This window comes from Bradyrhizobium genosp. L (genome assembly GCF_015624485.1).
In the GTDB taxonomy this organism is placed as follows: domain Bacteria; phylum Pseudomonadota; class Alphaproteobacteria; order Rhizobiales; family Xanthobacteraceae; genus Bradyrhizobium.
In genome coordinates, this window is sequence record NZ_CP061378.1 from 7,260,112 (window position 1) to 7,279,368 (window position 19,257).

Consider the following 19,257-nt stretch of genomic DNA (forward strand, 5'->3'; position numbering starts at 1 on the left):
CGAACGGAGCCGTGGGCATGTCGCAAAATCCACCCATCATCGCGGGCACGCGGATCGGGCATGTCCACCTCAAGGTCGCCGATCTCGACCGCGCGCTCGGCTTCTATTGCGGCGTGCTCGGCTTCGAATTGCAGCAGCGCATGGGCTCGGGTGCCGCGTTCATTTCGGCCGGCGGCTATCACCACCACATCGGGCTCAACACCTGGGAGAGCAAGGGCGGCCGTCCCCCTCCATCAGGCACTACCGGCCTGTTCCACACCGCGATCCTCTATCCGACGCGCTCCTCGCTCGCCGACGCGCTGCACCGGGTGCTATCGGCCGGCATCGAGCTCGACGGCGCCAGCGACCATGGCGTCAGCCAGGCACTTTATCTGCGCGATCCCGACGAGAACGGCGTCGAGCTCTATTGGGATCGTCCCGAGGCCGAATGGCCGCGCGACGCCAACGGCGGGCTGGCGATGGTCACGCGGCGGCTGGACGTCGAGGACCTGCTGAAGCAGCGCGAGGCGTAATTCCCTATCCCGGATTACGCTGTGCTCCATCCGGGCTAGGCGCGCCCGCGAACCATGATCGTCAGTGCCGCGATCAACTCGAGCCCGATGCAGCCGTAGAACGGCAGCGCGTAGCTGCCCGAGACATCGTGCAGCAGCCCGATCACGCCTGGACCGAACGCATAGGTGATCTGGTTGATCGCGGTGATCAGGCTGACCAGGACGCCGAACGCGCGCGGGTCGAACTCGCGCTGGATGATCAGCGACGGCAGCGTGATCAGATTGCCGACCGAGAAGCCGAACAGCGCGCAGGCGGCGATCTGCGCGATGTCGTTGTGCACGTTGATGATGACGGCAAGGGCGACCGCCTGGCTGACGAACGACAGTGCCGAGGCCACGCGCTGGTTGAGCTGGTCGATCACGAAGGAGAACGAGACGCGGCCGACCACGGCCATCGCGGTCAGCAGCGCCATCGCCACGGTCGCGCGCTCGCGGCCGATCACCTGATCGAGATAGGCGATCAGGTGGACGATGAAGCCGACCTGCGCGAACAGCACCAGCGCGAATGCGATCGAGACCGACAGAAACTTGATATCGCGCAACGCCCGCGCACGGAGCTGCGTTGCCGACGGCGCATCCGCGGCCGCCGCAGTGACCGCATGCAGATGCACCGGCGGCCGGCCGACGAAGATCAGGATCACCGGCAGCATCACCACGACCAGCAGCGCGGCAGCCGCGCTCATCGCGCCCGGGAAGCCGAAGGCGCCGATGCCAGTGACCAGCAGCGGCACGCCGACGATGCCGCCAAAGCTCGCGCCGTTCAGCGCCAGGCTGATCGCCATGCCGCGCTTCTTGTCGAACCACAGGCCGAGCGTGTTGGTGATGATGCCGAGGCTGGTGCCGGCCCAGCCGAATGCCAGCAGCGCATCGGCGAGATAGAGCTGCCACGGCTCGCGCACCTCGCCGATCGCGACGCCGGCCAGCGCCATCGCGAGCGTGCCTGCGATCAGACAGGCCCGCGCGCCGAAGGCCTTGATCGCCTCGCTGACGAAGGCGACCAGCGCCGCGCCGAACAGATAGAAGAACGTGGTGCCCGACGAGATCAGCGAGGCCGGCCAGCCGTGCAGCCGCTGCAACTCGGCGACATAGACGCTCTGCCCATAGAAGCCGAGCCCCCAGCCGAAGGTCGCAAGCAGGAAGCAGACGGCGACGATGCGCCAGCCCTCGTAGCTGAGCGCGCTTTCGTCGGGCGTGGTAGATGAGGATGCGTCCAATAGGTTCTCTTTACGTCGTCATGGCCGGGCTTGTCCTGGCCATCCACGTCTTCACCTTCAACGGAAAGAAGGACGTGGATGGCCGGGACGAGCCCGGGCATGACGGCATTGTATTGGGCGGGGCGAGTCAATCAATTCGATTGCAGTCGAACTGTCAGCACATGGCAGCAGACGGTCAGAGGCTCGGATCGGGAATTTCATCCACCGCGCGCAATTTCGCCCGTCGCCGCGCAAATGATGCGAGCGACAGCACGATGAGGCCGAGCACGACCGGCGGGAACACCACCATGTTGACGGCGTCCCAGCCGTAATGGGCGAGCAATTGACCGGACGAGAACGAGCCGATCGCCATCATGCCGAAGACGAGAAAGTCGTTGAAGGCCTGTACCTTGTTGCGCTCCTGCGGCCGGTGCGTCTCCAGCACGAGGGCGGACGCGCCGACGAAAGCGAAATTCCAGCCGACGCCGAGCACGAACAGCGTGGCCCAGAAATGCAGTGCGGTGATACCCGACAGCCCGATCGTCGCAGCCGCCGCCTCCAGCGCCAGCCCGAGCGCGACGACGCGCGGCGCGCCCAACCGCGCGATCAGCGAGCCCGTGAAGAAGCTCGGGCCGTACATCGCCACGATGTGCCACTGAATGCCGAAATTGGAATCGCTGACCGTAAGCCCGCACATCTTCATGGCGAGCGGCGCCGAGGTCATCACCAGGTTCATCATCGGATAGGAGATCACGCCGCACAGTGCAGCCGCGATGAAGCGCGGTTGCCGTGCGATCTCGAGCAGCGGGCGACCGCCATGCAGGTCGGCAGCCGCGGGCTTCGGCGCGTCGACGCCCGACAGCACCGCCATCGCCACCAGTGCGACCACCGCCTGCATCACGAAGGAGAACGCGAACAGATAGGGCGGCCAGACGTCCATGGTCCATTGCACGAGCTGCGGCCCGAGCACGCCGGCGAACACGCCGCCGGCCATCACCCAGGACACCGCCTTGGGCCGGAACGACGCACTCGCGCCATCGGCTGCGGCGAAGCGATAGGACTGCGCCACCGAGCCGTAGAGCCCGCCAAGGAAAGTCGCGGCGCAGAACAGCCAGAACGCGGAGTGCAGGATTGCCCAGGCGCCGAGCGCGCCGGTGAGCGTGCCGCAGAAGGTGCCGATGATGAAGGCCGTGCGCCGGCCATAGGCGCGCGAGATCGCACCGGTCGGCAGCGTGCCGGCGGCCATCCCGAGCACGTACATCGAAAGCGGCACGGTCGCGAGCGAGACCGACGGTGCCAGCGTCGCGCCGACGATCGAGCCGGTGGCGAAGATGACGGCCGAATTGGCGCCGGTCAGCGCCTGCGCCGCCGCGAGCCGCCACACATTGCCGCGCGCTCGCGCGTCGTCGGCCGTCCCGTCAGAAGCAGTCACGTCGATCATCGGTGGTCCCGTTGAAGCCCCGGCGGGAGCCCCGTCTGGCGGGCACTATGGAGAGGCGGGCTGTGCCGATCAACCGATGCAAACGGACGAAGGCCATGCGACGAGCGCACGAGGGATGGGCTGGTCGACGACGCGCGCTCCGGCGTCGTCCTGGCTTTCGCCAGGACGACATCGCGGGTGTCGCACCGCGCATCACCTATCGCGTCCCCTTCCCGCCCGGCCGCTTCTCGGCGCGCAGCGCGCCGGTCTTGTGCACCTTGGAGCGCGGCCCGACCGGGGCGCCGCGCGGAAAGCCGCCGGGCCACTCGAGCGCGAGCGAGCTTGCGAAACCGAAGAAGCTCGAGCGGCTCATGCCGAGCTCGGCGGCGCGCTTGTCGATCCGCGTGATCAGGCTCTTCGGCAGGTAGACGTTGACGCGCTCGGAGGGATCGGGCGGATCGACGCCGACCATGAAGAAGGCGGCAACGTCGGATCCCTTCGGCGGCACGATGCGCTCGATCGGCGTCGGCTCCGGCAGCGCGTGGCCCTGCTCGACCCAGCCGTCGACCGCCTGCGCCAGCGCATGCTCGGCGCGCTCGATCGCCTCCTCCTGCGACCTGCCGCCGGCGACACAGCCCGGGAAGTCCGGGAACCAGGCGCCGAACGCCCCGCGCGACCCGCGCTCCAGCACGGCCGGATAAAGCCGCCTCTTCATTCTGGCCTCCGTCGTTGAGGTATGCTATTTCACACACGTGAGTGTGTCAAATAACACATCATGAGGCAGATTACACGGCGGTGGATGAGGCCTACGGCGATCCGGCCTACGATTTTCGTGCGAACATCAGGATCATGTTGTTGGCGGGCAGATCGAACGTGCCTGCCAGTTTCAGCTCGACGCGATCCGCCAGCTTCTCGATATCGGCGATATCGCGCACGCCCCATTCGGCATCGCGGTCGCGCAGCGAGGTGTCGAACACGGCATTGCTGAGCGCGGTGTGCTTGCCGTCGCGCTTGAAGGGGCCGTAGAGAAACAGCCGACCATCGGCACGCAAATGCCGCGCGGCACCGGCGAACAGGCCCTCGGCGACCTGCCATGGCGCGATGTGGATGACATTGGCGCAGAAGATCGCGAGCAGTTTGTCCGGACCTTTGCCGTCCGGCAGCGCCGCCGACCATGTCGGATCGGAGAGATCGATCCGCTGCGGCGGCTGGATGTTGGCAACGCCGGCATGCGCGCGCCAGGCCTCGATGCTGCGCAGATGCGCGGCATGAAGATCGCTCGGCCACCAGGTGATGTCAGGTGTATGACCGGCGAAATGCACGACATGCTGGCCGGTGCCGCTGCCGGCCTCCAGCACGTCGCCGGACTGCCCGGCGAGGAAGCCGTTCAGGACCGCCCAGATCGGCTGATGGTTGCGGTGGTACGCGGCTGCGTCGAGCCGCCCGTCCGCCTCGACCGGGCTGCCATCCTTGCCGAACTCGACGACAAATTCCGCCACTGCACTCTCCTGTCGACCGCTCGTAGACACGATACGCGGGTGATGACACTGAGCAAGCCCGCTTGCCACACCCATTCTCCACATTGCCAGCCGATGGCCTTTGTGCTTTCCACTCTTTATATTGCGATGGGATCATCGAGATTGAAGCCTGGGAAACGTCCTTGATCGCCACCTCCTTCAAGCCAGCCCTCGTCCTGGCGCTGCTCGCAGGCGCCGCAATGGCTGCGCCGGCGCAGGCCCAGTCCGCCGCCGAGGGCCAAAAACTCGCCTTCGACCGCGGCAAGGGCAATTGCCTGACCTGCCATGTCATCAAGGGCGGCGAGCTGCCCGGCACGATCGGCCCCGAGCTGACCGGCCTGAAGGCAAGATACAGCCGCGACGAGCTGATCGCGATCGTCACCGACGAGACCAAGCGCAACCCGCTGACCGTGATGCCGCCGTTCGGCCGCAACCGGATCCTGTCCGAGAAGGAGATCAACGCGGTGGTCGATTTCCTGCAGACGCTGTGACGCCGCCGTCGCTTTGGGAGATGACGTGATGAACACCACGAGCCACGAATTTTCGCCGACACGCCGCCTGGTGCTCAAGGGCGCCGGCGTCGCCGCGCTGTTCGGCCTCGGCGCCGTTCCATTCGGCGCGCCGCCGGCGCTCGCCGCCAACGACCCGTATCCAGCCGAGGCGTTCAAGCAGAAGAATGAGGCCGACGCGATCAAGGCACTCTACGGCAAGACGCCCGAGGTCTCGGACAAGGTCAAGATGGACGCCCCCGAGATCGCCGAGAACGGTGCGGTGGTGCCGATCTCCGCCACCACGACGCTGGCCGACGTCACCTCGATCTCGTTTTTGGTCAGCGAGAACCCGATCGCGCTGGTGGCCTCCTACAAGATCCCGGCGGGCACGCTGCCGAGCGTCGCCAACCGCATCAAGATGGCGAAGACCAGCAACGTCACCGTGATCGTCGAGGCCGGCGGCAAGCTCTACAGCGCGGTCAAGGAAATCAAGGTCACCGTCGGCGGCTGCGGCGGCTGATCATCAACAACAGGAAACAGACCGATGGCATCGAGCATTCGCGTGCGCGCCACCGCAAACGGCGACACCACCGAGGTGCAGGCGCTGATCCAGCACCCGATGGATTCCGGCTTCGTCAAGGACGCCAAGGGCGAGATCATTCCGCCGCATTTCATCCAGCAACTGACCTTCGAATATGACGGCAAGCCGGTATTCCTCGCCGATTGGGGCGGCGGCGTCTCCAAGGACCCCTACGTCAAGTTCGCCTTCAAGGGCGGCAAGAAGGGCGATGACCTGAAGGTGAGCTGGACCGACAACAAGGGCGCCTCCGACAGCACCACGGCGAAGATTCAATGACGGCGCGCCTCGCACTCCGCGCGGCCGCGGGGCTTGCACTGGGCGTGCTCGCGTTCGCGCCGGCTGCGCGCGCGGCTGACAACATCGACCCCGTCGCCGACAAGGCCGCATTCCAGAAATTCTTCACCAGCAAATTCCCCAAGCTGAAGCTGGAGGATTTCGTCAACGGTCCCTATTCGATGAACGAGGACCTGCACAAGCAGTGGGAAGAGAAGGAGCAGTTTCCGCCCTACGAGTTCTCGCTCGAGGACGGCAAGCAGATGTTCGCGGCGCCGTTCAGGAACGGCAAGAGCTATGCCGACTGCTTCCCGAACGGCGGCGTCGGCATCCGCCAGAACTATCCTTACTTCGACGAGAAGGAGGGCAAGGTCGTCACCCTTGAACTCGCCTTGAACCGCTGCCGCGAGGCCAATGGCGAGGCGGCGATCTCCTATGTGAAGGACGAGATGGCGGCGCTGACCGCCTACATGGCCTTCACCTCGCGCGGCAAGCCGATGGACATCAAGATCCCGAACGATCCGCGCGCGCTCGAGGCCTATCAGAAGGGCAAGGAATATTTCTACACCCGCCGCGGCCAGCTCAACTTCTCCTGCGCCACTTGCCATGTGCAGAGCCCCGGCGAGCGTATCCGCGCCGAAGTGCTGGCGCCGGCGCTGGGTATCCTGAACGCGATGCCGATCTACCGTTCGGAATGGTCGGGCATGGGCACCACCAGCCGCCGCTTCACCACCTGCAACAGCCAGATCCGCGGCGTGCCGCTCAATCCGCAGGACGACGAGTATCGCAACCTCGAATACTATCTGTCATATGTCAGCAACGGCCTGCCGATCTCCGGCCCGGGAGCGCGGCCATGAGAACGATCCTCGCAGCATCCGCCCTGCTGATCGCGACTGCCACTGCCGCTTTCGCGGCATCGGAAGCCGACTACAAGGCGGCCTACGCCGCAGCCGAAGCCGCCAACAAGGAAGCGGGCAGCTTGCGCAACCAGTGGACCACGACAGCGTCTACTCTCGCGGCAGCGAAGAAAGCCGGCGACGCCGGCGATTTCGACAGCGCGATCGCGCAGGCCAAAGAGGCCGAAGCGCTGGCAAAGGCATCGATCTTCCAGGCCACCAGCGAAAAGGAACGCTGGAAGGACATGGAAATTCACTGACGGGCCATGACGAAGCACTATTCACGCGAGCAGGAGTCAGGGGGCCACCGGCGGAAGGGTTCCCTCCCCCCTTGCGGGGGAGGGTTAGGGAGAGGGGTAAGCAGCACGGGCGGTGTTCGCGGCTCACCCCTCTCTCCAACTCTCCCCCGCAAGGGGGGAGAGAGCCCGACCACCGCCCGCGTGGCTTTAGTGGAGTGCGCGATCCGACCTTCCCCGCAAGCGGGAGAGGTTGGGAGCGCCGCGCGGAGAGACCGATGACCGTCCGCCGCCGCGATTTCCTGAAAGCATCCGCCGCCGTCTCGCTCACGGCCGGCCTGCCGCGGCTTGCGCGCGGCGTCGACACGGCAAGCGTCTACGACCTCGACCGCTTCGGCAACGCGCGCATCCTGCACATGACGGATACGCATGCGCAGCTCAAGCCGGTGTTCTTCCGCGAGCCCAGCGTCAATATCGGCGTCGGCACGATGGCCGGCCAGCCGCCGCATCTGGTCGGCAAGGCCTTCCTCGACCGCTTCGGCATCCGACCCGACAGCGCCGATGCTTATGCCTTCACCTGCGTCGAGTTCGAGAAGGCGGCCGGCCGCTTCGGCAAGCTCGGCGGCTTCGCGCATCTGAAGACGCTGATCGACAAGCTGCGCGCCGATGTCGGCGAAAAGCGCTCGATCCTGCTCGACGGCGGCGATCTCTGGCAGGGCACCGGCTTCGCCAACGCCCTGAAGGGCACCGACATGGTGGAGGCGGCCAACCTGCTCGGCATCGAGGCGATGACCGGGCATTGGGAATTCACCTATGGCGAGCAGGCGCTGCGCGACAATCTCGCCCGCTTCAAGGGCGAGTTCCTGGCGCAGAACGTGTTCCTGACCGAGGAAGCCGCGTTCAATGACGCCAAGGCGTTCGATCCCGCCTCGGGGCGCGTGTTCAAGCCGTCCACCATCAAGGAGATCGGCGGCCACCGGATCGCGATTATCGGGCAAGCGTTTCCCTATGTGCCGATCGCGCACCCGAAGCGGTTCACGCCGGACTGGACGTTCGGCATCCGCGACGACGAGCTGCAAAAGCTGGTCGACGGCCATCGCAACAACGATCACGTCGATGCGGTGATCCTGCTGTCGCATAACGGCATGGATGTCGACCTGAAGCTTGCGAGCCGCGTCACCGGCATCGACGTCATCCTCGGCGGCCACACCCATGACGCGATCCCGCTGCCGATCACGGTGACCAATGCCGGCGGCGTCACGCTGGTGACCAATGCCGGCTCCAACGCCAAGTTCATCGGCGTGCTCGATCTCGATCTCGCCAAGGGCAAGGTTGCCAATGTGCGCTATCGGCTGCTGCCTGTTTTCGCCGAACTGTTGAAGCCGGATCCGGCAATGCAGGCGCTGATCGACAAGACGCGCCAGCCCTATGCGGACGATTGGGACGACAAGCTCGCCGCCGCCGACCGCCTGCTCTACCGCCGCGGCAATTTCTCCGGCACCATGGACCAGCTGATCTGCGATGCGCTGCTCGCCGAGCTCGATGCCGAGATCGCGCTGTCGCCGGGCTTCCGCTGGGGCCTCACCACGCTCGCGAACCAGCCGCTGACCATGGAAGACGTGCTGTCGGAAACCGCGATCACCTATCCCGAGACCTACACGGCGACGATGACCGGCGCGCAGATCAAGGACGTGCTGGAGGACGTCTGCGACAATCTGTTCAACGCCGATCCCTATTACCAGCAGGGCGGCGACATGGTCCGCGTCGGCGGCCTCGCCTACACCTGCACGCCGGCGGAATCCGTCGGCAAGCGCATCTCTGAGCTGAAGCTCGGCAATGGCCGGCATCTGGAAGCCGAAAGGCACTACAAGGTGGCGGGCTGGGCCTCGGTCAACCAGCAGAGCGGCGCCCCGGTCTGGGACGTCGTCGCAAAGCATCTGCGCGCCGGCCGGCCGCCGAACCGCGACGCACCGGGCGTGACGCTGAAAGGCGTCGAGGACAATCCGGGCATGACGGGGCTCGGCTGATGCGGCGCCCGATCATCGCGATGCTGTGCTTCGCGGCGCTCACGCTCGCGACACCTCTCGTCCGCGCCCAGCTCGCGCCGCTGCAGGACAAGCCGTTCGCCGAGCACAAAATCGTGCTGCAACTCTCCGACAACGATCCGAAGAAGCAGGGCCTCGTCATCAGCGTCGCCAACAATCTGATGAAGCACTACGACCCCGACAAGGTCGCGGTCGAGATCGTCGCCTTCGGCCCGGGCATCGATCTGCTCAAATCAGACAATCCGAACCGCAAGCTGGTGGAAAGCCTGGTCGCGCAGGGCGCGCGGGTCGATATCTGCCTCAACACCGTCGACACCATCGAACGCGACACCGGCAAGCGGCCCGATTACATCAGCGCCGCCACGCCGGTGCAGGTCGGCGTCGCGCAGATCCTGCTGCTGACCGAAAACGGATACACGTTGGTTCGGCCTTGAGGAGTTTTGCCATGCTTCGCCGTCTTGCTGCCATCGCAGCTCTCTCGGTCGCGCTCGCGACCGGCGCCCTCGCCGCCGACAAGCCGCACCGCATCGCGACCCAGGTCGACCAGAACGACCCGCAGATCATGAATCTCGCGCTCAACAACGCGACCAACGTCATCGAATATTACCGCGCCAAGAACGAGGACGTGGAGATCGACATCGTCACCTACGGCCCCGGCCTCAACATGCTGCGCAGCGACACCTCGCCGGTGCAGGATCGCATCAAGCGGCTGAAGGACCAGGTCTTCCCCGGCAAGATCCAGTTCTCCGCCTGCAACAACACCAAGCAGGGCATGGAGAAGGCGGAGGGCCACGCGATCTCGGTGGTCCCGGACGCCACCATCGTGCCGTCGGGCGTGGTGCATCTGATGGAGTTGCAGGAGCAGGGCTGGAGCTACGTGCGGCCGTAGGCATCCCGTGTTGTCCTGGCTTTCGCCAGGACGACGTGATGGAGAGGACCTGCCTCAAGGGATGGATTTACTTTGAACAGCCCCCATCTATGGAATAATCTCCTCCCGGAGAGTCGGTCCATAGAATAGGTAAGCCGTCATGATCTTTCGCCAGCTGTTCGACAGCGTGTCCGGCACCTACAGCTATCTGCTCGCGAGCCGCGCCGGTGGCGAGGCGCTGATCCTCGATCCGGTGCTGGAGAAGGCCGACCGCTACTGCAAGCTTCTGCAGGAACTCGATCTCAGGCTGGTCAAGGCGGTCGACACGCACCTGCATGCGGATCACGTCACGGGGCTGGCCGAGCTGCGCGACCGCACCCAGTGCATCACCATCATGGGCGAGCAGAGCAAAGCCGACGTGGTGTCGATGCGCGTCGCCGACGGCGACAAAGTGACGATCGAGGGCCTCTGCCTCGAGGCGATGTATACGCCCGGCCACACCGACGATTCCTACAGCTATCTGATGGGCGACCGCGTCTTCACCGGCGACACGCTGTTGATCCGCGGCACCGGCCGCACCGATTTCCAGAACGGCAGCGCGCGGGCGCAGTATGATTCGATCTTCAATCGGCTGTTGAAGCTGCCCGAGGAAACCATGGTGTTCCCCGCGCATGACTACAAGGGCGACACCGTTTCCACCATCGGCGAGGAGAAGCGCTACAATCCGCGGCTGCAGGTGAAATCGATCGACGACTATGTCGAGCTGATGAACAACCTCAATCTGCCGAACCCGAAGCTGATGGATGTGGTGCTGCCCGCCAACATGCATGTCGGCCTGCACCAGGATGAACTCGCGAAGCAAGGCCTTTCGCTGTCCGCATGCGACGCCATCGCAAGCCTCGGCCGACCCGACATCCTTCTGGTGGATCTGCGCGAGAGCGGCGAGCGCAGCAAGCACGGCATGCTCGCCGGCGCCCTGCATGCGCCCTATCCCGCGATCTCAGACAATCTCAAACCGGGCGGCATGCTGCGGGAAGTCGCGGCCGCGACCGGCCGTCGCATCGTGTTCTTCTGCGCCTTTGGCGAGCGCTCGGCGATGGCGGTGGCGGCCGCGAAGAAGGCCGGGCTGGCGAATACCGCCCACATCGAAGGCGGCATCGACGCGTGGAAGAAAGCCGGTGGGCCTGTCGCTCTCGGATAGATCCATCCGGGCTACATGACCACCGCGCAGAGCGCTCAGTTCGAAACCGGCCGGCCACGCCCAAACGGGTTGAGCAACCGCACGATCTCGCAGGCTGCGACCAGCCCGATCAGCCACAGGACATTGAGCCCGCCGATGCGGGCCATGATGGCGGTGGTGAAGGCGCCGGCGCCGCCGAGCACCGGCGTGGCAGCCAGCAGAACGAGCTCGTATGCGGCGTAGGCGCAGACCAGGCTGATGGCCAGCATCAGCGGCGTTCGGTTCGCCGGCAACGATCTGAGCACGGCCGACGATACGGCCGTCGCGGCCAGCGCCGCCGCACCGATCACCAAGCCCCAGGCGATCGTCGAAGCATCGATCGGATAATGAAGCGCAGCAAAGCCAATTCCCTGATTGACGAGCCATGCGCCGGCGACGACGAGCAGCGCCGGACGCTGCGGCAGCATCGCTGCCGCGACGACGGCGAACGCGGCAAACGGCGTTGCGCAGGCCAGCGCGAAGCTCGCCAGCGCACACGACACCGTGAGCAGCGCAAAACCGAACATTGGCGCATGACGCGGTGCCACCGGATGCAGACGAAAACCGTCCGCGGTGGGCGGCAAGATGTTGAGAGCCATGAGTGATCTCCTTGGATCGATTTTAGCGTAATTTTCCGGTCGATGACAGCCCTTGCCGGCTCGAGGCTCTCCAGGTCACTGCATCAATCCTGCGTTACGCGCGCTCATGAACAGGAGTAGAATTTCCCGCAATCGATCCGTTGCGCAGGGGAAACGCATGGGCAAGCCCGGAAGGAACACCAAAGGCGCCGCCAAGTCCGACGACAAATCGAAGAAGCCTCCGCCGCCGACGCCACCGCAGGACGACGAGTTTTACGAAGACGGCGACATCGCCACGCCGAAGCTCGATCGCTACGGCAATGATGATGAGCCGTTGTAGTAGGCTGTCGTCCCGGCGAAGGCCGGGACCCATGACCACAGGGGCGCATCGTTGAAGCGAGCTGCGGCCCAGCACCGCGTAACAACAGCTATTGGTGGTTATGGGTCCCGGCCTTCGCCGGGACGACGTGTTGAAATATCCTGCAAGAAATCCCCGCTCTCGATCGCAGCGGCACTCTCCCGATCCAGCAGATGCGCGCCGAAGCCGCCGCGCGCCAGCGGCGTGGCGAGCTGCGGCGAGGTCAGCAGCAGCGCGGCGGTCATCGCGAGCGGCACGGCGCTCGGCCAATCGAGCCGCACTGGCGTCAGCTCCTCGCTGCTGCCGCGATAGGCGCCCTTGCCCGCTGCGATGCGGCCGCATTCCCGGATCAGATCGCGCCTGGTGCCGTCGCGCGAGGCGCTGCCGAGCAGCGCCTGCATCGCCAGATGCGTGCGCACGCCGTCACGGCTCTCAGCGAGCGGCGTCGACGTCTCGCCGAGCGAGACGCGCAGCAGGAGGTCGACGAGATCGGCGCCGGCGCGGTACGCATTGAAAGGCTCGACCAGCCGCGGATTGCAATCGATCAACAGCGGCGTTGCACTGTCGAGCGGCATCATCACGTCGACCGACAGGGCGCCGTGCCAACCGAGATGCGCACCCAATGTCTCTAGCTGGCTGCCGATCGCGGGACGGCTGACGCTCTCCTTGATCGCCTCGCCGCCGCCGATGCCGGGCGCGACCTGCCGATAGGCATGGAAGCCCAGCAACCTGCCGCGGCAAAACACCGACTGCGCCTTCTCGACAGTGCCGGTGATGAGGTCCTGCACCAGCACCTCGCCGGCAAAATCGCCGGCCGACTCGAGATCGTACAGCGCGCGATTGAGATCGCCCGTATCGCGCACGAACCAGATACCGCGGCTGGCGGTGCCGATCGAGGTCTTGACCACGGACGGAAACCGGATCGCCTCGCGCAATTCGTCGGCCGAGCCCACGATCCGGGTCGGCGGTTGCGGCAAGCCGAGCCGGTCGAGCAGCCTACTGAAGCCGGCCTTGCCGTGCACGGTGCGGTAGGCGGCAAAATCCGGCAAAGCGAGACCGGCGCGCGGCATCAGGCGCGCGGCGGCTCGGGCGAACAAAAAACCCTGCTCATGCGTCGGCAGCAGCACGTCGAAATGCTGCGCCGCCAATAGCCGTTCGACAAAGCGCAGGAAGCCGAAGGGGTCGCTGCGCAAGCCCGGACAATGATGGAATTTGCGGACAAAGCGCGAATAGCGCGCCAGGCACCAGCGCGAGGGATCGCAGACCTCGACATGATGGCCGGCCATTCCCAGGATCGTCACCGCCTCGCGGCCGGAGGTGCTGGATCCCTCCGGCAGCAGCACCCGCAGCGGCTTTTTGACGTCGATCATGGCCGATCATCCTCGCGGCGCCGCATTTTGTCGCCGCCTTTAATGCCGCATGTGTCGATCCGGCACGCCCATGCCGGGGGCAGCCATGCAGCCGCGTTGATGGACAATTAGCGGCCAGCCTCTATTTTCCCCCGGCCTGCCGGGGCTTGTTAAAAATAGGATTTCTCAGGAATGGTCGACGTTCTGGCCGCACCGCAGCAAGCGAAAGCCGATAGCGCCGTCCGCACGCTGACGGGAATCTCGGTCGCGCATTGGGTCAGCCACTTCCACATCTTCGTGCTGCCGATGCTGATCCCGTTCCTCAAAGCGCAGCTCGGCGTCGGCTATGTCGAGCTCGGCTTCGCGCTCACGGTGTTTGCCGTCACCTCCGGGCTGACCCAGGCGCCGATCGGCTACCTCGCCGACCATATCGGTGCGCGCAAGATCCTGCTGATCGGACTCACGCTCGGCGGCTGCGCGCTGATCGCGCTCGGGCTGCACCTGAGCTACACGTCGCTGATCGTCTGCGCCGTGCTGCTGGGGTTCGCCAACAGCGTCTATCATCCGGCCGATTACGCCATCCTCTCGGCGCATATGGACGAGGCGCGGATGGGCCGCGCCTTCTCGATCCACACCTTCGCCGGCTTCCTCGGTGGCGCGGTGGCGCCGGCGATCATGGCGGCGCTGGTCGCCACCATCGGCGGCCACGGCGCGCTGATTGTCGCCGGCGCGATCGGCCCGCTGGTCGCGCTGTTCCTGATCGTGCTCGGCATTCCCGATGCCGGCGCCAACAAGAACAAGGCGAAGAGCGATGCGGCACCGAAGGCCAGCGTGATCACACCGGCTCTGATGGTGCTGACCGTGTTCTTCACCCTGCTCAGCCTGTCGACCTCGGGCATCAACAATTTCGGCGTGGTGGCGCTGATGGGCGGCTATGGCGCCTCGTTCTCGACCGCCAACGTCGCGCTGACCGCGTTCCTCGGCGCCAGCGCCGTCGGCGTGCTCGCCGGCGGCTATCTCGCCGACTGGACCGACCGCCATAGCCAGGTCGCCGCGGCCTGCTTCGCGGCCAATGCCGTCCTCGTGCTGCTGATCGCGCTGGTCAATCTGCCGTCCGCGGCGCTGACCCTGGCGATGGGGCTTGCCGGCTTCCTCGGCGGCGTGATCGCGCCCTCCCGCGACATGATGGTGCGCAACGCCGCACCAGCCGGCGCCGCCGGCCGGGCGTTCGGCATCGTCTCCACCGGCTTCAATTTCGGCGGCATCGTCAGCCCGCTACTGTTCGGCTGGATCATGGATCAGCACATGCCGCACTGGGTGTTCGGCGCCTCCGTGATCTTCATGGTGCTGACCGTGCTGCTGACGCTGGCGACCGAACGCAAGCCGGCGCAAATTGCCGCGGCGGCATAGCCGCAGCGGACGCATTCACTCCGCCCGTGGGGCCAGCACCTGCTTCAGCAGCGGCTCGATCCGCGACAGCTCATCGAGATGGACCGCCGAGAGCTGGGCGAGATGCGCGGCCGCGCGATCGGTTAGCCTGAGCAGGACCCTGCGCTGGTCGGCCGGATCGAGCACACGCTCGACCAGATCGGCTTCGGACAGCCGATCGACCAGCTCGACCGTGGTGTGGTGGCGCAGCCGCAGCCGCTCGGCCAGGTCGCCGATCGCAACCGGGCGGCCGCCCGGAAATCCCTTGATCGCCAGCAGCGCCTGGTGCTGGCGCGGGGTCAGCCCCTCAGCCTTGGCGGCATCCTGGCTGAACTCCAGAAAGCACCGGATCAGATAGCGAAATTGCGACAGCGTCTCGTAATCGGCCTGGCTCGGAACCCGCTTTGGGGGGCGGGCCGGCGATTTCGGGGGTTTTTTCAACGCTGCCATTCGATGTCTCCTGCTTGTAATTATATCGCAATGCGATATGACGCCGGCCAAAGTCAACTGATCCGGGCCCATCGCCGACCATGAGCGTCATTTCCACCAAATCGAGCGCCTCCGCCAAAGCCAGCCACAAGGCGAGCCACCTGTTGAGCGACTTCACGACCGATCCGCGCGTCGTGATCATCTCGGCGATCGCGGTGTTTGTCGCCAGCGCCGGCGTGCTGGCCGGGGCCGGGCTGCTGCAACTGATCAAGCTTGCCACCAACATCGCCTATTTCGGCCGGTTCAGCTTCGCCGATCTGAAGCTGCAGGATTCGCCGCTCGGCCTGTGGACGGTGCTGGTCCCCGTCGCGGGTTCGCTGATCATCGGCCTGATGGCGCGTTTCGGCAGCGAGAAGATCCGCGGCCACGGCATTCCGGAAGCCATCGAAGCCATCCTGCTCGGCCGGTCCCGGCTCGACCCCAAGGTGGCGATCCTGAAGCCGTTGTCGTCGGCGATATCGATCGGCACCGGCGGCCCGTTCGGCGCCGAGGGTCCGATCATCATGACCGGCGGCGCGATCGGCTCGCTGATCGCACAGATGCTCCCGGTCAGCGACAATGAGCGCAAGACACTGCTGGTGGCGGGCGCCGCCGCCGGCATGACCACCGTGTTCGGAACGCCGATCGCCGCGATCATGCTCGCGGTCGAGCTCCTGCTGTTCGAATGGACGCCGCGCAGCTTCATCCCCGTCACCGTCGCCGCCGTGGTGGCCGCGGTCGAGCGCAGCCTGCTGCACATGCCGGCGCCGCTGTTCCCGTTCGCCGGCGGCGTCGACATCTCCGTGCTCCAGCTCGGCGCCTGGATGCTGATCGGAATCCTCTCCGGGCTGTTGTCGGGCGTGCTGACCCAGCTCGTCTATGGCTGCGAGGACTTCTTCCTGAAGCTGCCGATCCACTGGATGTGGTGGCCGCTGATCGGCGGCCTGGTGGTCGGCCTCGGCGGGCTGATCGAGCCGCAGGCGCTCGGTGTCGGCTACGACAATCTCGCTTCGATGCTGCGCGGCGACGTGGTGCTGAAGGCCGCGCTGCTGCTGCTCGTGGTGAAGGCCGTGATCTGGTCGGTCGCGCTCGGCTCAGGCACCTCGGGCGGCGTGCTGGCGCCGCTGTTGATCATGGGCGGCGCGATGGGCACGGCGCTGAGCGGCTATCTGCCGGACGCGAGCCCCGGATTCTGGGCGCTCCTGGCGATGGCGGCGACGATGGGCGGCACGATGCGCTCGCCCCTGACCGCGACCTTCTTCGCCGTTGAGCTCACCGGCAACACCCACGTGCTGCTGCCGCTGATCGCGGCTTGCGGCACCGCGCATGGCGTCACGGTGCTGCTGATGCGGCGCTCGATCCTCACCGAGAAGGTCGCGCGGCGTGGCCACCATCTGGTGCGCGAATATCGCGTCGATCCCTTTGCGTTGACGCGGGTGCGCGACGTCATGACCAAGGCGGTCGAGAGCGTCTCCGATACCATGACGCTGCATGGCGCGGCCGCCTTCCTGACCAATCCGAAGACCGGACATCCGAGCTTCCCGGTGGTCGATGCCAACCATCACGTGCTCGGGGTGATCGATCCGCCGTCGGTGCTGCGCTGGCGCCGCGCCGGCAAGCACCGCACCGCGACGCTCAAGCAGCTGTTGGCGGGCAGCAAGATCTCCGTCGCCTATCCCGATGAATTCCTCGATCGGCTCGCCGACCGCCTGATGCAGGTCAACATCTCGCATCTGCCGGTGATCTCGCGCGAGGATCAGCGCCTCGTCGGCTACATCGGCTGGAAGGATCTGATGCGCGTGCGTGCCAGGTCGCAGGCGCAGGAAACCCAGAAGACAGCCTTCTTCGGCGCACGGCAAGCCTGAGCGGGTTTCCCGGCGGAACGAATTTCCGCCGGGCGGACGGACGTGCTCGCTGCTCGAAAACGCCACAGGCGCATCCCAGAGCCTCACCCGCGGCGGTTGACAGCATCAGGGGGTCACCCATGATGCCGCCAACCAAGAACAGCCACGGGATGAAGTGCCATGACCTCGACCCCCGACCTCGTGATCCGCGGCGGCACAATCGCCGACGGCAAGGGTGGCGACCTCTATGAAGCCGATGTCGCCATCAGCGGCGGCAAGATCAGCGAAGTCGGCAAGGTGCAGGCCAAAGGCAAGGAAGAGATCGACGCGCGCGGCAAGCTCGTCACGCCCGGCTTCGTCGACGTCCACACCCATTACGACGGCCAGGTGACCTGGAGCCAGGACATCACGCCGTCATCGCAGAACGGCGTCACCACCGCGATCATGGGCAATTGCGGCGTCGGCTTCGCGCCGTGCCGGCCGAGCGATCACGTCCGGCTGATCCAGTTGATGGAAGGCGTCGAGGACATCCCGGAGCCGGTGCTCAATGCCGGCATTCCCTGGGCCTGGGAAAGCTTCCCCGACTACATGGAATGGCTGTCGAAGCGCGATTTCGACATCGATATCGGCGCGCAACTGCCACATGCCGCGCTGCGGGTCTATGTGATGGGCGAGCGCGGCGCACGCCGCGATCCGGCTACGGCGGAGGACAACCTCGCGATGGCGAAACTCGCCGGCGACGCGGTGCGATCCGGTGCGCTCGGCTTCTCGACCTCGCGCACCCTCAATCACCGCACCTCGACCGGCGATTACACACCGACGCTGAAAGCTGGTGAAGATGAGCTGACCGCGATCGCCGGCGCGATGCACGGCGTCGGCCGCAGCGTGCTGCAATTCGTGCTCGACCAGAGCACCGTGCACGAGGACCTGCCGATGATGCTGCGGGTTGCCGAGAACACCAAATGTCCGATCTCGTTCTCGGTGGCGCAGGCCGACAAGGCGCCGCGTCGCTGGCGTCAGACCATGGACACCATCAACGAGGCCGCCGGTCGCGGCCTGTCGATCACCACCCAGATCGCCGCGCGCCCGGTCGGGCTGCTGCTTGGACTGGAATTGTCGCGCAATCCCTTCCAGACCCATCCGACCTATCGTGCGATCGCAAAACTGCCGCTGGCCGAGCGAATTGTGCAATTGCGCAAGCCCGAAGTCCGCGCTGCGATCCTGAATGAAACGCCGACCTCGACCGACGATCCGCTGTTCTTCCGTCCGAACTACGACAAGATGTATTTGCTCGGCGATCCTCCGGACTACGAACAGCCGCCGGAAAACGCGCTCGGCGCGCAGGCGCGTCGTCAGGGTCGCCGACCGGAAGAACTCGCCTACGACGCGATGCTGACCGACGAAGGCCGCGGCATGCTCTATGTGCCGTTCCTCAATTACGCCGATGGCAATCTCGATGCGGTGCGCGAAATGTTGCGTGAGCCGAGCGCAGTGCCGGGCCTCTCCGACGGCGGCGCGCATTGCGGCATCATCTGCGACGCCAGCTTCCCGACCTATCTGCTGACGCACTGGACCCGCGACCGCAGCCGCGGTGAAAAGCTGTCGATCCCGTTCGTGGTCGCGGCGCAGTCGCGCAAGACCGCGCTGTCGGTCGGGCTCACCGATCGCGGCGTGATCGCACCCGGCTTCAAGGCCGACGTCAACGTGATCGACTACGACCGACTGCATTTGCATCCGCCCAAGGTGCATTACGACCTCCCGGTCGGCGGCCGCCGCCTGCTGCAGCAGGTCGACGGCTACGATGCGACGATCGTGTCGGGCGTCGTCACCCGCCGCGGCGGCCAGGCCACCGGCGCAAGGCCGGGCAAGCTCGTGCGCGGCGCGCAGGGATTGCATTAGAACAACGCCGCTGCCACGAACTCCCGCCTCTCCTCCCGCAGGAG

Annotated in this window: 21 protein-coding genes; 14 read left to right on the forward strand and 7 right to left on the reverse strand. The window is 65.9% G+C overall.

Annotation, left to right across the window (positions count from 1 at the left end):
* Positions 1-17: 17 nt before the first annotated feature.
* Positions 18-512 (forward strand): VOC family protein, encoded by a 495-nt coding sequence (locus tag IC762_RS34515; protein ID WP_195786520.1) that lies wholly within the window; start codon positions 18-20, stop codon positions 510-512.
* 35 nt (positions 513-547) lie between these two features.
* On the opposite strand, the gene IC762_RS34520 is transcribed toward IC762_RS34515, so the two are convergent.
* The 4 genes from IC762_RS34520 to IC762_RS34535 all read right to left on the reverse strand — a co-directional run bounded on the left by IC762_RS34520 (position 548) and on the right by IC762_RS34535 (position 4,663).
* Positions 548-1,765 carry an MFS transporter gene (locus IC762_RS34520; protein ID WP_195786521.1) on the reverse strand — a complete coding sequence of 406 codons (1,218 nt, stop codon included), beginning with the start codon at positions 1,763-1,765 and terminating at the stop codon, positions 548-550.
* Between the two features lie 175 nt (positions 1,766-1,940).
* The gene (locus IC762_RS34525; protein WP_195786522.1) at positions 1,941-3,185 is read right to left on the reverse strand and encodes an MFS transporter; all 1,245 of its coding nucleotides are present in this window, start codon (positions 3,183-3,185) and stop codon (positions 1,941-1,943) included.
* Between the two features lie 196 nt (positions 3,186-3,381).
* Positions 3,382-3,879 (reverse strand): type II toxin-antitoxin system HicB family antitoxin, encoded by a 498-nt coding sequence (locus IC762_RS34530; protein WP_195786523.1) that lies wholly within the window; start codon positions 3,877-3,879, stop codon positions 3,382-3,384.
* 106 nt (positions 3,880-3,985) lie between these two features.
* Positions 3,986-4,663: a DUF938 domain-containing protein gene (locus IC762_RS34535; RefSeq protein ID WP_195786524.1), complete on the reverse strand. Its 678-nt coding sequence runs from the start codon at positions 4,661-4,663 to the stop codon at positions 3,986-3,988.
* 218 nt (positions 4,664-4,881) lie between these two features.
* Between IC762_RS34535 and soxX the strand changes: the two genes are divergently transcribed.
* From soxX to IC762_RS34580, 9 genes are all read left to right on the forward strand, one after another.
* Positions 4,882-5,172, forward strand: coding sequence for a sulfur oxidation c-type cytochrome SoxX (gene soxX / locus IC762_RS34540; RefSeq protein WP_195790418.1), 291 nt, complete (start codon positions 4,882-4,884; stop codon positions 5,170-5,172).
* 28 nt (positions 5,173-5,200) lie between these two features.
* Positions 5,201-5,692, forward strand: coding sequence for a thiosulfate oxidation carrier protein SoxY (gene soxY, locus IC762_RS34545; protein WP_195786525.1), 492 nt, complete (start codon positions 5,201-5,203; stop codon positions 5,690-5,692).
* Positions 5,693-5,716: 24 nt separating this feature from the next.
* Complete coding sequence (gene soxZ, locus IC762_RS34550) at positions 5,717-6,028, forward strand: thiosulfate oxidation carrier complex protein SoxZ (RefSeq protein ID WP_195786526.1); 312 nt, start codon at positions 5,717-5,719, stop codon at positions 6,026-6,028.
* The gene (soxA, locus tag IC762_RS34555) at positions 6,025-6,882 is read left to right on the forward strand and encodes a sulfur oxidation c-type cytochrome SoxA (RefSeq protein ID WP_195786527.1); all 858 of its coding nucleotides are present in this window, start codon (positions 6,025-6,027) and stop codon (positions 6,880-6,882) included. Before soxZ ends, soxA begins: the two co-directional genes overlap by 4 nt.
* Positions 6,879-7,181 carry a hypothetical protein gene (locus IC762_RS34560; RefSeq protein ID WP_195786528.1) on the forward strand — a complete coding sequence of 101 codons (303 nt, stop codon included), beginning with the start codon at positions 6,879-6,881 and terminating at the stop codon, positions 7,179-7,181. The genes soxA and IC762_RS34560 overlap by 4 nt, the downstream gene beginning before the upstream one ends.
* A 254-nt stretch (positions 7,182-7,435) precedes the next feature.
* On the forward strand, positions 7,436-9,184 hold the full coding sequence (soxB, locus tag IC762_RS34565) for a thiosulfohydrolase SoxB (RefSeq protein ID WP_195786529.1): 1,749 nt from the start codon (positions 7,436-7,438) through the stop codon (positions 9,182-9,184).
* Complete coding sequence (locus IC762_RS34570) at positions 9,181-9,636, forward strand: hypothetical protein (protein WP_195790419.1); 456 nt, start codon at positions 9,181-9,183, stop codon at positions 9,634-9,636. Before soxB ends, IC762_RS34570 begins: the two co-directional genes overlap by 4 nt.
* 11 nt (positions 9,637-9,647) lie before the next feature.
* Positions 9,648-10,091, forward strand: coding sequence for a DsrE family protein (locus IC762_RS34575; protein ID WP_195786530.1), 444 nt, complete (start codon positions 9,648-9,650; stop codon positions 10,089-10,091).
* Between the two features lie 139 nt (positions 10,092-10,230).
* On the forward strand, positions 10,231-11,271 hold the full coding sequence (locus IC762_RS34580) for an MBL fold metallo-hydrolase (RefSeq protein ID WP_195786531.1): 1,041 nt from the start codon (positions 10,231-10,233) through the stop codon (positions 11,269-11,271).
* A gap of 35 nt (positions 11,272-11,306) precedes the next feature.
* Here IC762_RS34580 and IC762_RS34585 read toward each other — a convergent pair whose 3' ends face one another.
* Positions 11,307-11,888: a hypothetical protein gene (locus IC762_RS34585; RefSeq protein ID WP_195786532.1), complete on the reverse strand. Its 582-nt coding sequence runs from the start codon at positions 11,886-11,888 to the stop codon at positions 11,307-11,309.
* Between the two features lie 157 nt (positions 11,889-12,045).
* Between IC762_RS34585 and IC762_RS34590 the strand changes: the two genes are divergently transcribed.
* A complete protein-coding gene (locus tag IC762_RS34590) occupies positions 12,046-12,207 on the forward strand; it encodes a hypothetical protein (protein WP_195786533.1) in 162 nt (53 codons plus the stop codon).
* 98 nt (positions 12,208-12,305) lie between these two features.
* Here IC762_RS34590 and IC762_RS34595 read toward each other — a convergent pair whose 3' ends face one another.
* A complete protein-coding gene (locus IC762_RS34595) occupies positions 12,306-13,595 on the reverse strand; it encodes a hypothetical protein (protein WP_195786534.1) in 1,290 nt (429 codons plus the stop codon).
* Positions 13,596-13,766: 171 nt separating this feature from the next.
* On the opposite strand from IC762_RS34595, the gene IC762_RS34600 reads away from it, so the two are divergent.
* The gene (locus IC762_RS34600) at positions 13,767-14,984 is read left to right on the forward strand and encodes an MFS transporter (RefSeq protein WP_195786535.1); all 1,218 of its coding nucleotides are present in this window, start codon (positions 13,767-13,769) and stop codon (positions 14,982-14,984) included.
* A 15-nt stretch (positions 14,985-14,999) separates the two neighbouring features.
* Here the strand turns inward: IC762_RS34600 and IC762_RS34605 are convergent, their stop codons facing one another.
* Entirely contained in the window at positions 15,000-15,452 is a 453-nt protein-coding gene (locus tag IC762_RS34605) for a MarR family winged helix-turn-helix transcriptional regulator (protein WP_195786536.1), read from the reverse strand.
* Positions 15,453-15,532: 80 nt separating this feature from the next.
* Here IC762_RS34605 and IC762_RS34610 point away from each other — a divergent pair, with 80 nt between their 5' ends.
* Both IC762_RS34610 and IC762_RS34615 read left to right on the forward strand, forming a co-directional pair.
* Complete coding sequence (locus IC762_RS34610) at positions 15,533-17,335, forward strand: chloride channel protein (protein WP_195786537.1); 1,803 nt, start codon at positions 15,533-15,535, stop codon at positions 17,333-17,335.
* 159 nt (positions 17,336-17,494) lie between these two features.
* On the forward strand, positions 17,495-19,213 hold the full coding sequence (locus IC762_RS34615) for an N-acyl-D-amino-acid deacylase family protein (protein WP_195786538.1): 1,719 nt from the start codon (positions 17,495-17,497) through the stop codon (positions 19,211-19,213).
* The last annotated feature ends 44 nt before the right edge of the window (positions 19,214-19,257 follow it).

Coding starts and splice junctions, on each gene's coding strand:
- IC762_RS34575 (WP_195786530.1), top strand. CDS start 9,648: ATGCTTCGCCGTCTTGCTGCCATCGCAGCTCTCTCGGTCGCGCTCGCG.
- soxY (WP_195786525.1), top strand. CDS start 5,201: ATGAACACCACGAGCCACGAATTTTCGCCGACACGCCGCCTGGTGCTC.
- IC762_RS34515 (WP_195786520.1), top strand. CDS start 18: ATGTCGCAAAATCCACCCATCATCGCGGGCACGCGGATCGGGCATGTC.
- IC762_RS34610 (WP_195786537.1), top strand. CDS start 15,533: ATGAGCGTCATTTCCACCAAATCGAGCGCCTCCGCCAAAGCCAGCCAC.
- IC762_RS34600 (WP_195786535.1), top strand. CDS start 13,767: ATGGTCGACGTTCTGGCCGCACCGCAGCAAGCGAAAGCCGATAGCGCC.
- IC762_RS34590 (WP_195786533.1), top strand. CDS start 12,046: ATGGGCAAGCCCGGAAGGAACACCAAAGGCGCCGCCAAGTCCGACGAC.
- IC762_RS34560 (WP_195786528.1), top strand. CDS start 6,879: ATGAGAACGATCCTCGCAGCATCCGCCCTGCTGATCGCGACTGCCACT.
- soxZ (WP_195786526.1), top strand. CDS start 5,717: ATGGCATCGAGCATTCGCGTGCGCGCCACCGCAAACGGCGACACCACC.
- IC762_RS34530 (WP_195786523.1), bottom strand. CDS start 3,879: ATGAAGAGGCGGCTTTATCCGGCCGTGCTGGAGCGCGGGTCGCGCGGG.
- IC762_RS34580 (WP_195786531.1), top strand. CDS start 10,231: ATGATCTTTCGCCAGCTGTTCGACAGCGTGTCCGGCACCTACAGCTAT.
- IC762_RS34605 (WP_195786536.1), bottom strand. CDS start 15,452: ATGGCAGCGTTGAAAAAACCCCCGAAATCGCCGGCCCGCCCCCCAAAG.
- IC762_RS34525 (WP_195786522.1), bottom strand. CDS start 3,185: ATGATCGACGTGACTGCTTCTGACGGGACGGCCGACGACGCGCGAGCG.
- IC762_RS34595 (WP_195786534.1), bottom strand. CDS start 13,595: ATGATCGACGTCAAAAAGCCGCTGCGGGTGCTGCTGCCGGAGGGATCC.
- IC762_RS34615 (WP_195786538.1), top strand. CDS start 17,495: ATGACCTCGACCCCCGACCTCGTGATCCGCGGCGGCACAATCGCCGAC.
- soxX (WP_195790418.1), top strand. CDS start 4,882: ATGGCTGCGCCGGCGCAGGCCCAGTCCGCCGCCGAGGGCCAAAAACTC.
- soxB (WP_195786529.1), top strand. CDS start 7,436: ATGACCGTCCGCCGCCGCGATTTCCTGAAAGCATCCGCCGCCGTCTCG.
- IC762_RS34585 (WP_195786532.1), bottom strand. CDS start 11,888: ATGGCTCTCAACATCTTGCCGCCCACCGCGGACGGTTTTCGTCTGCAT.
- soxA (WP_195786527.1), top strand. CDS start 6,025: ATGACGGCGCGCCTCGCACTCCGCGCGGCCGCGGGGCTTGCACTGGGC.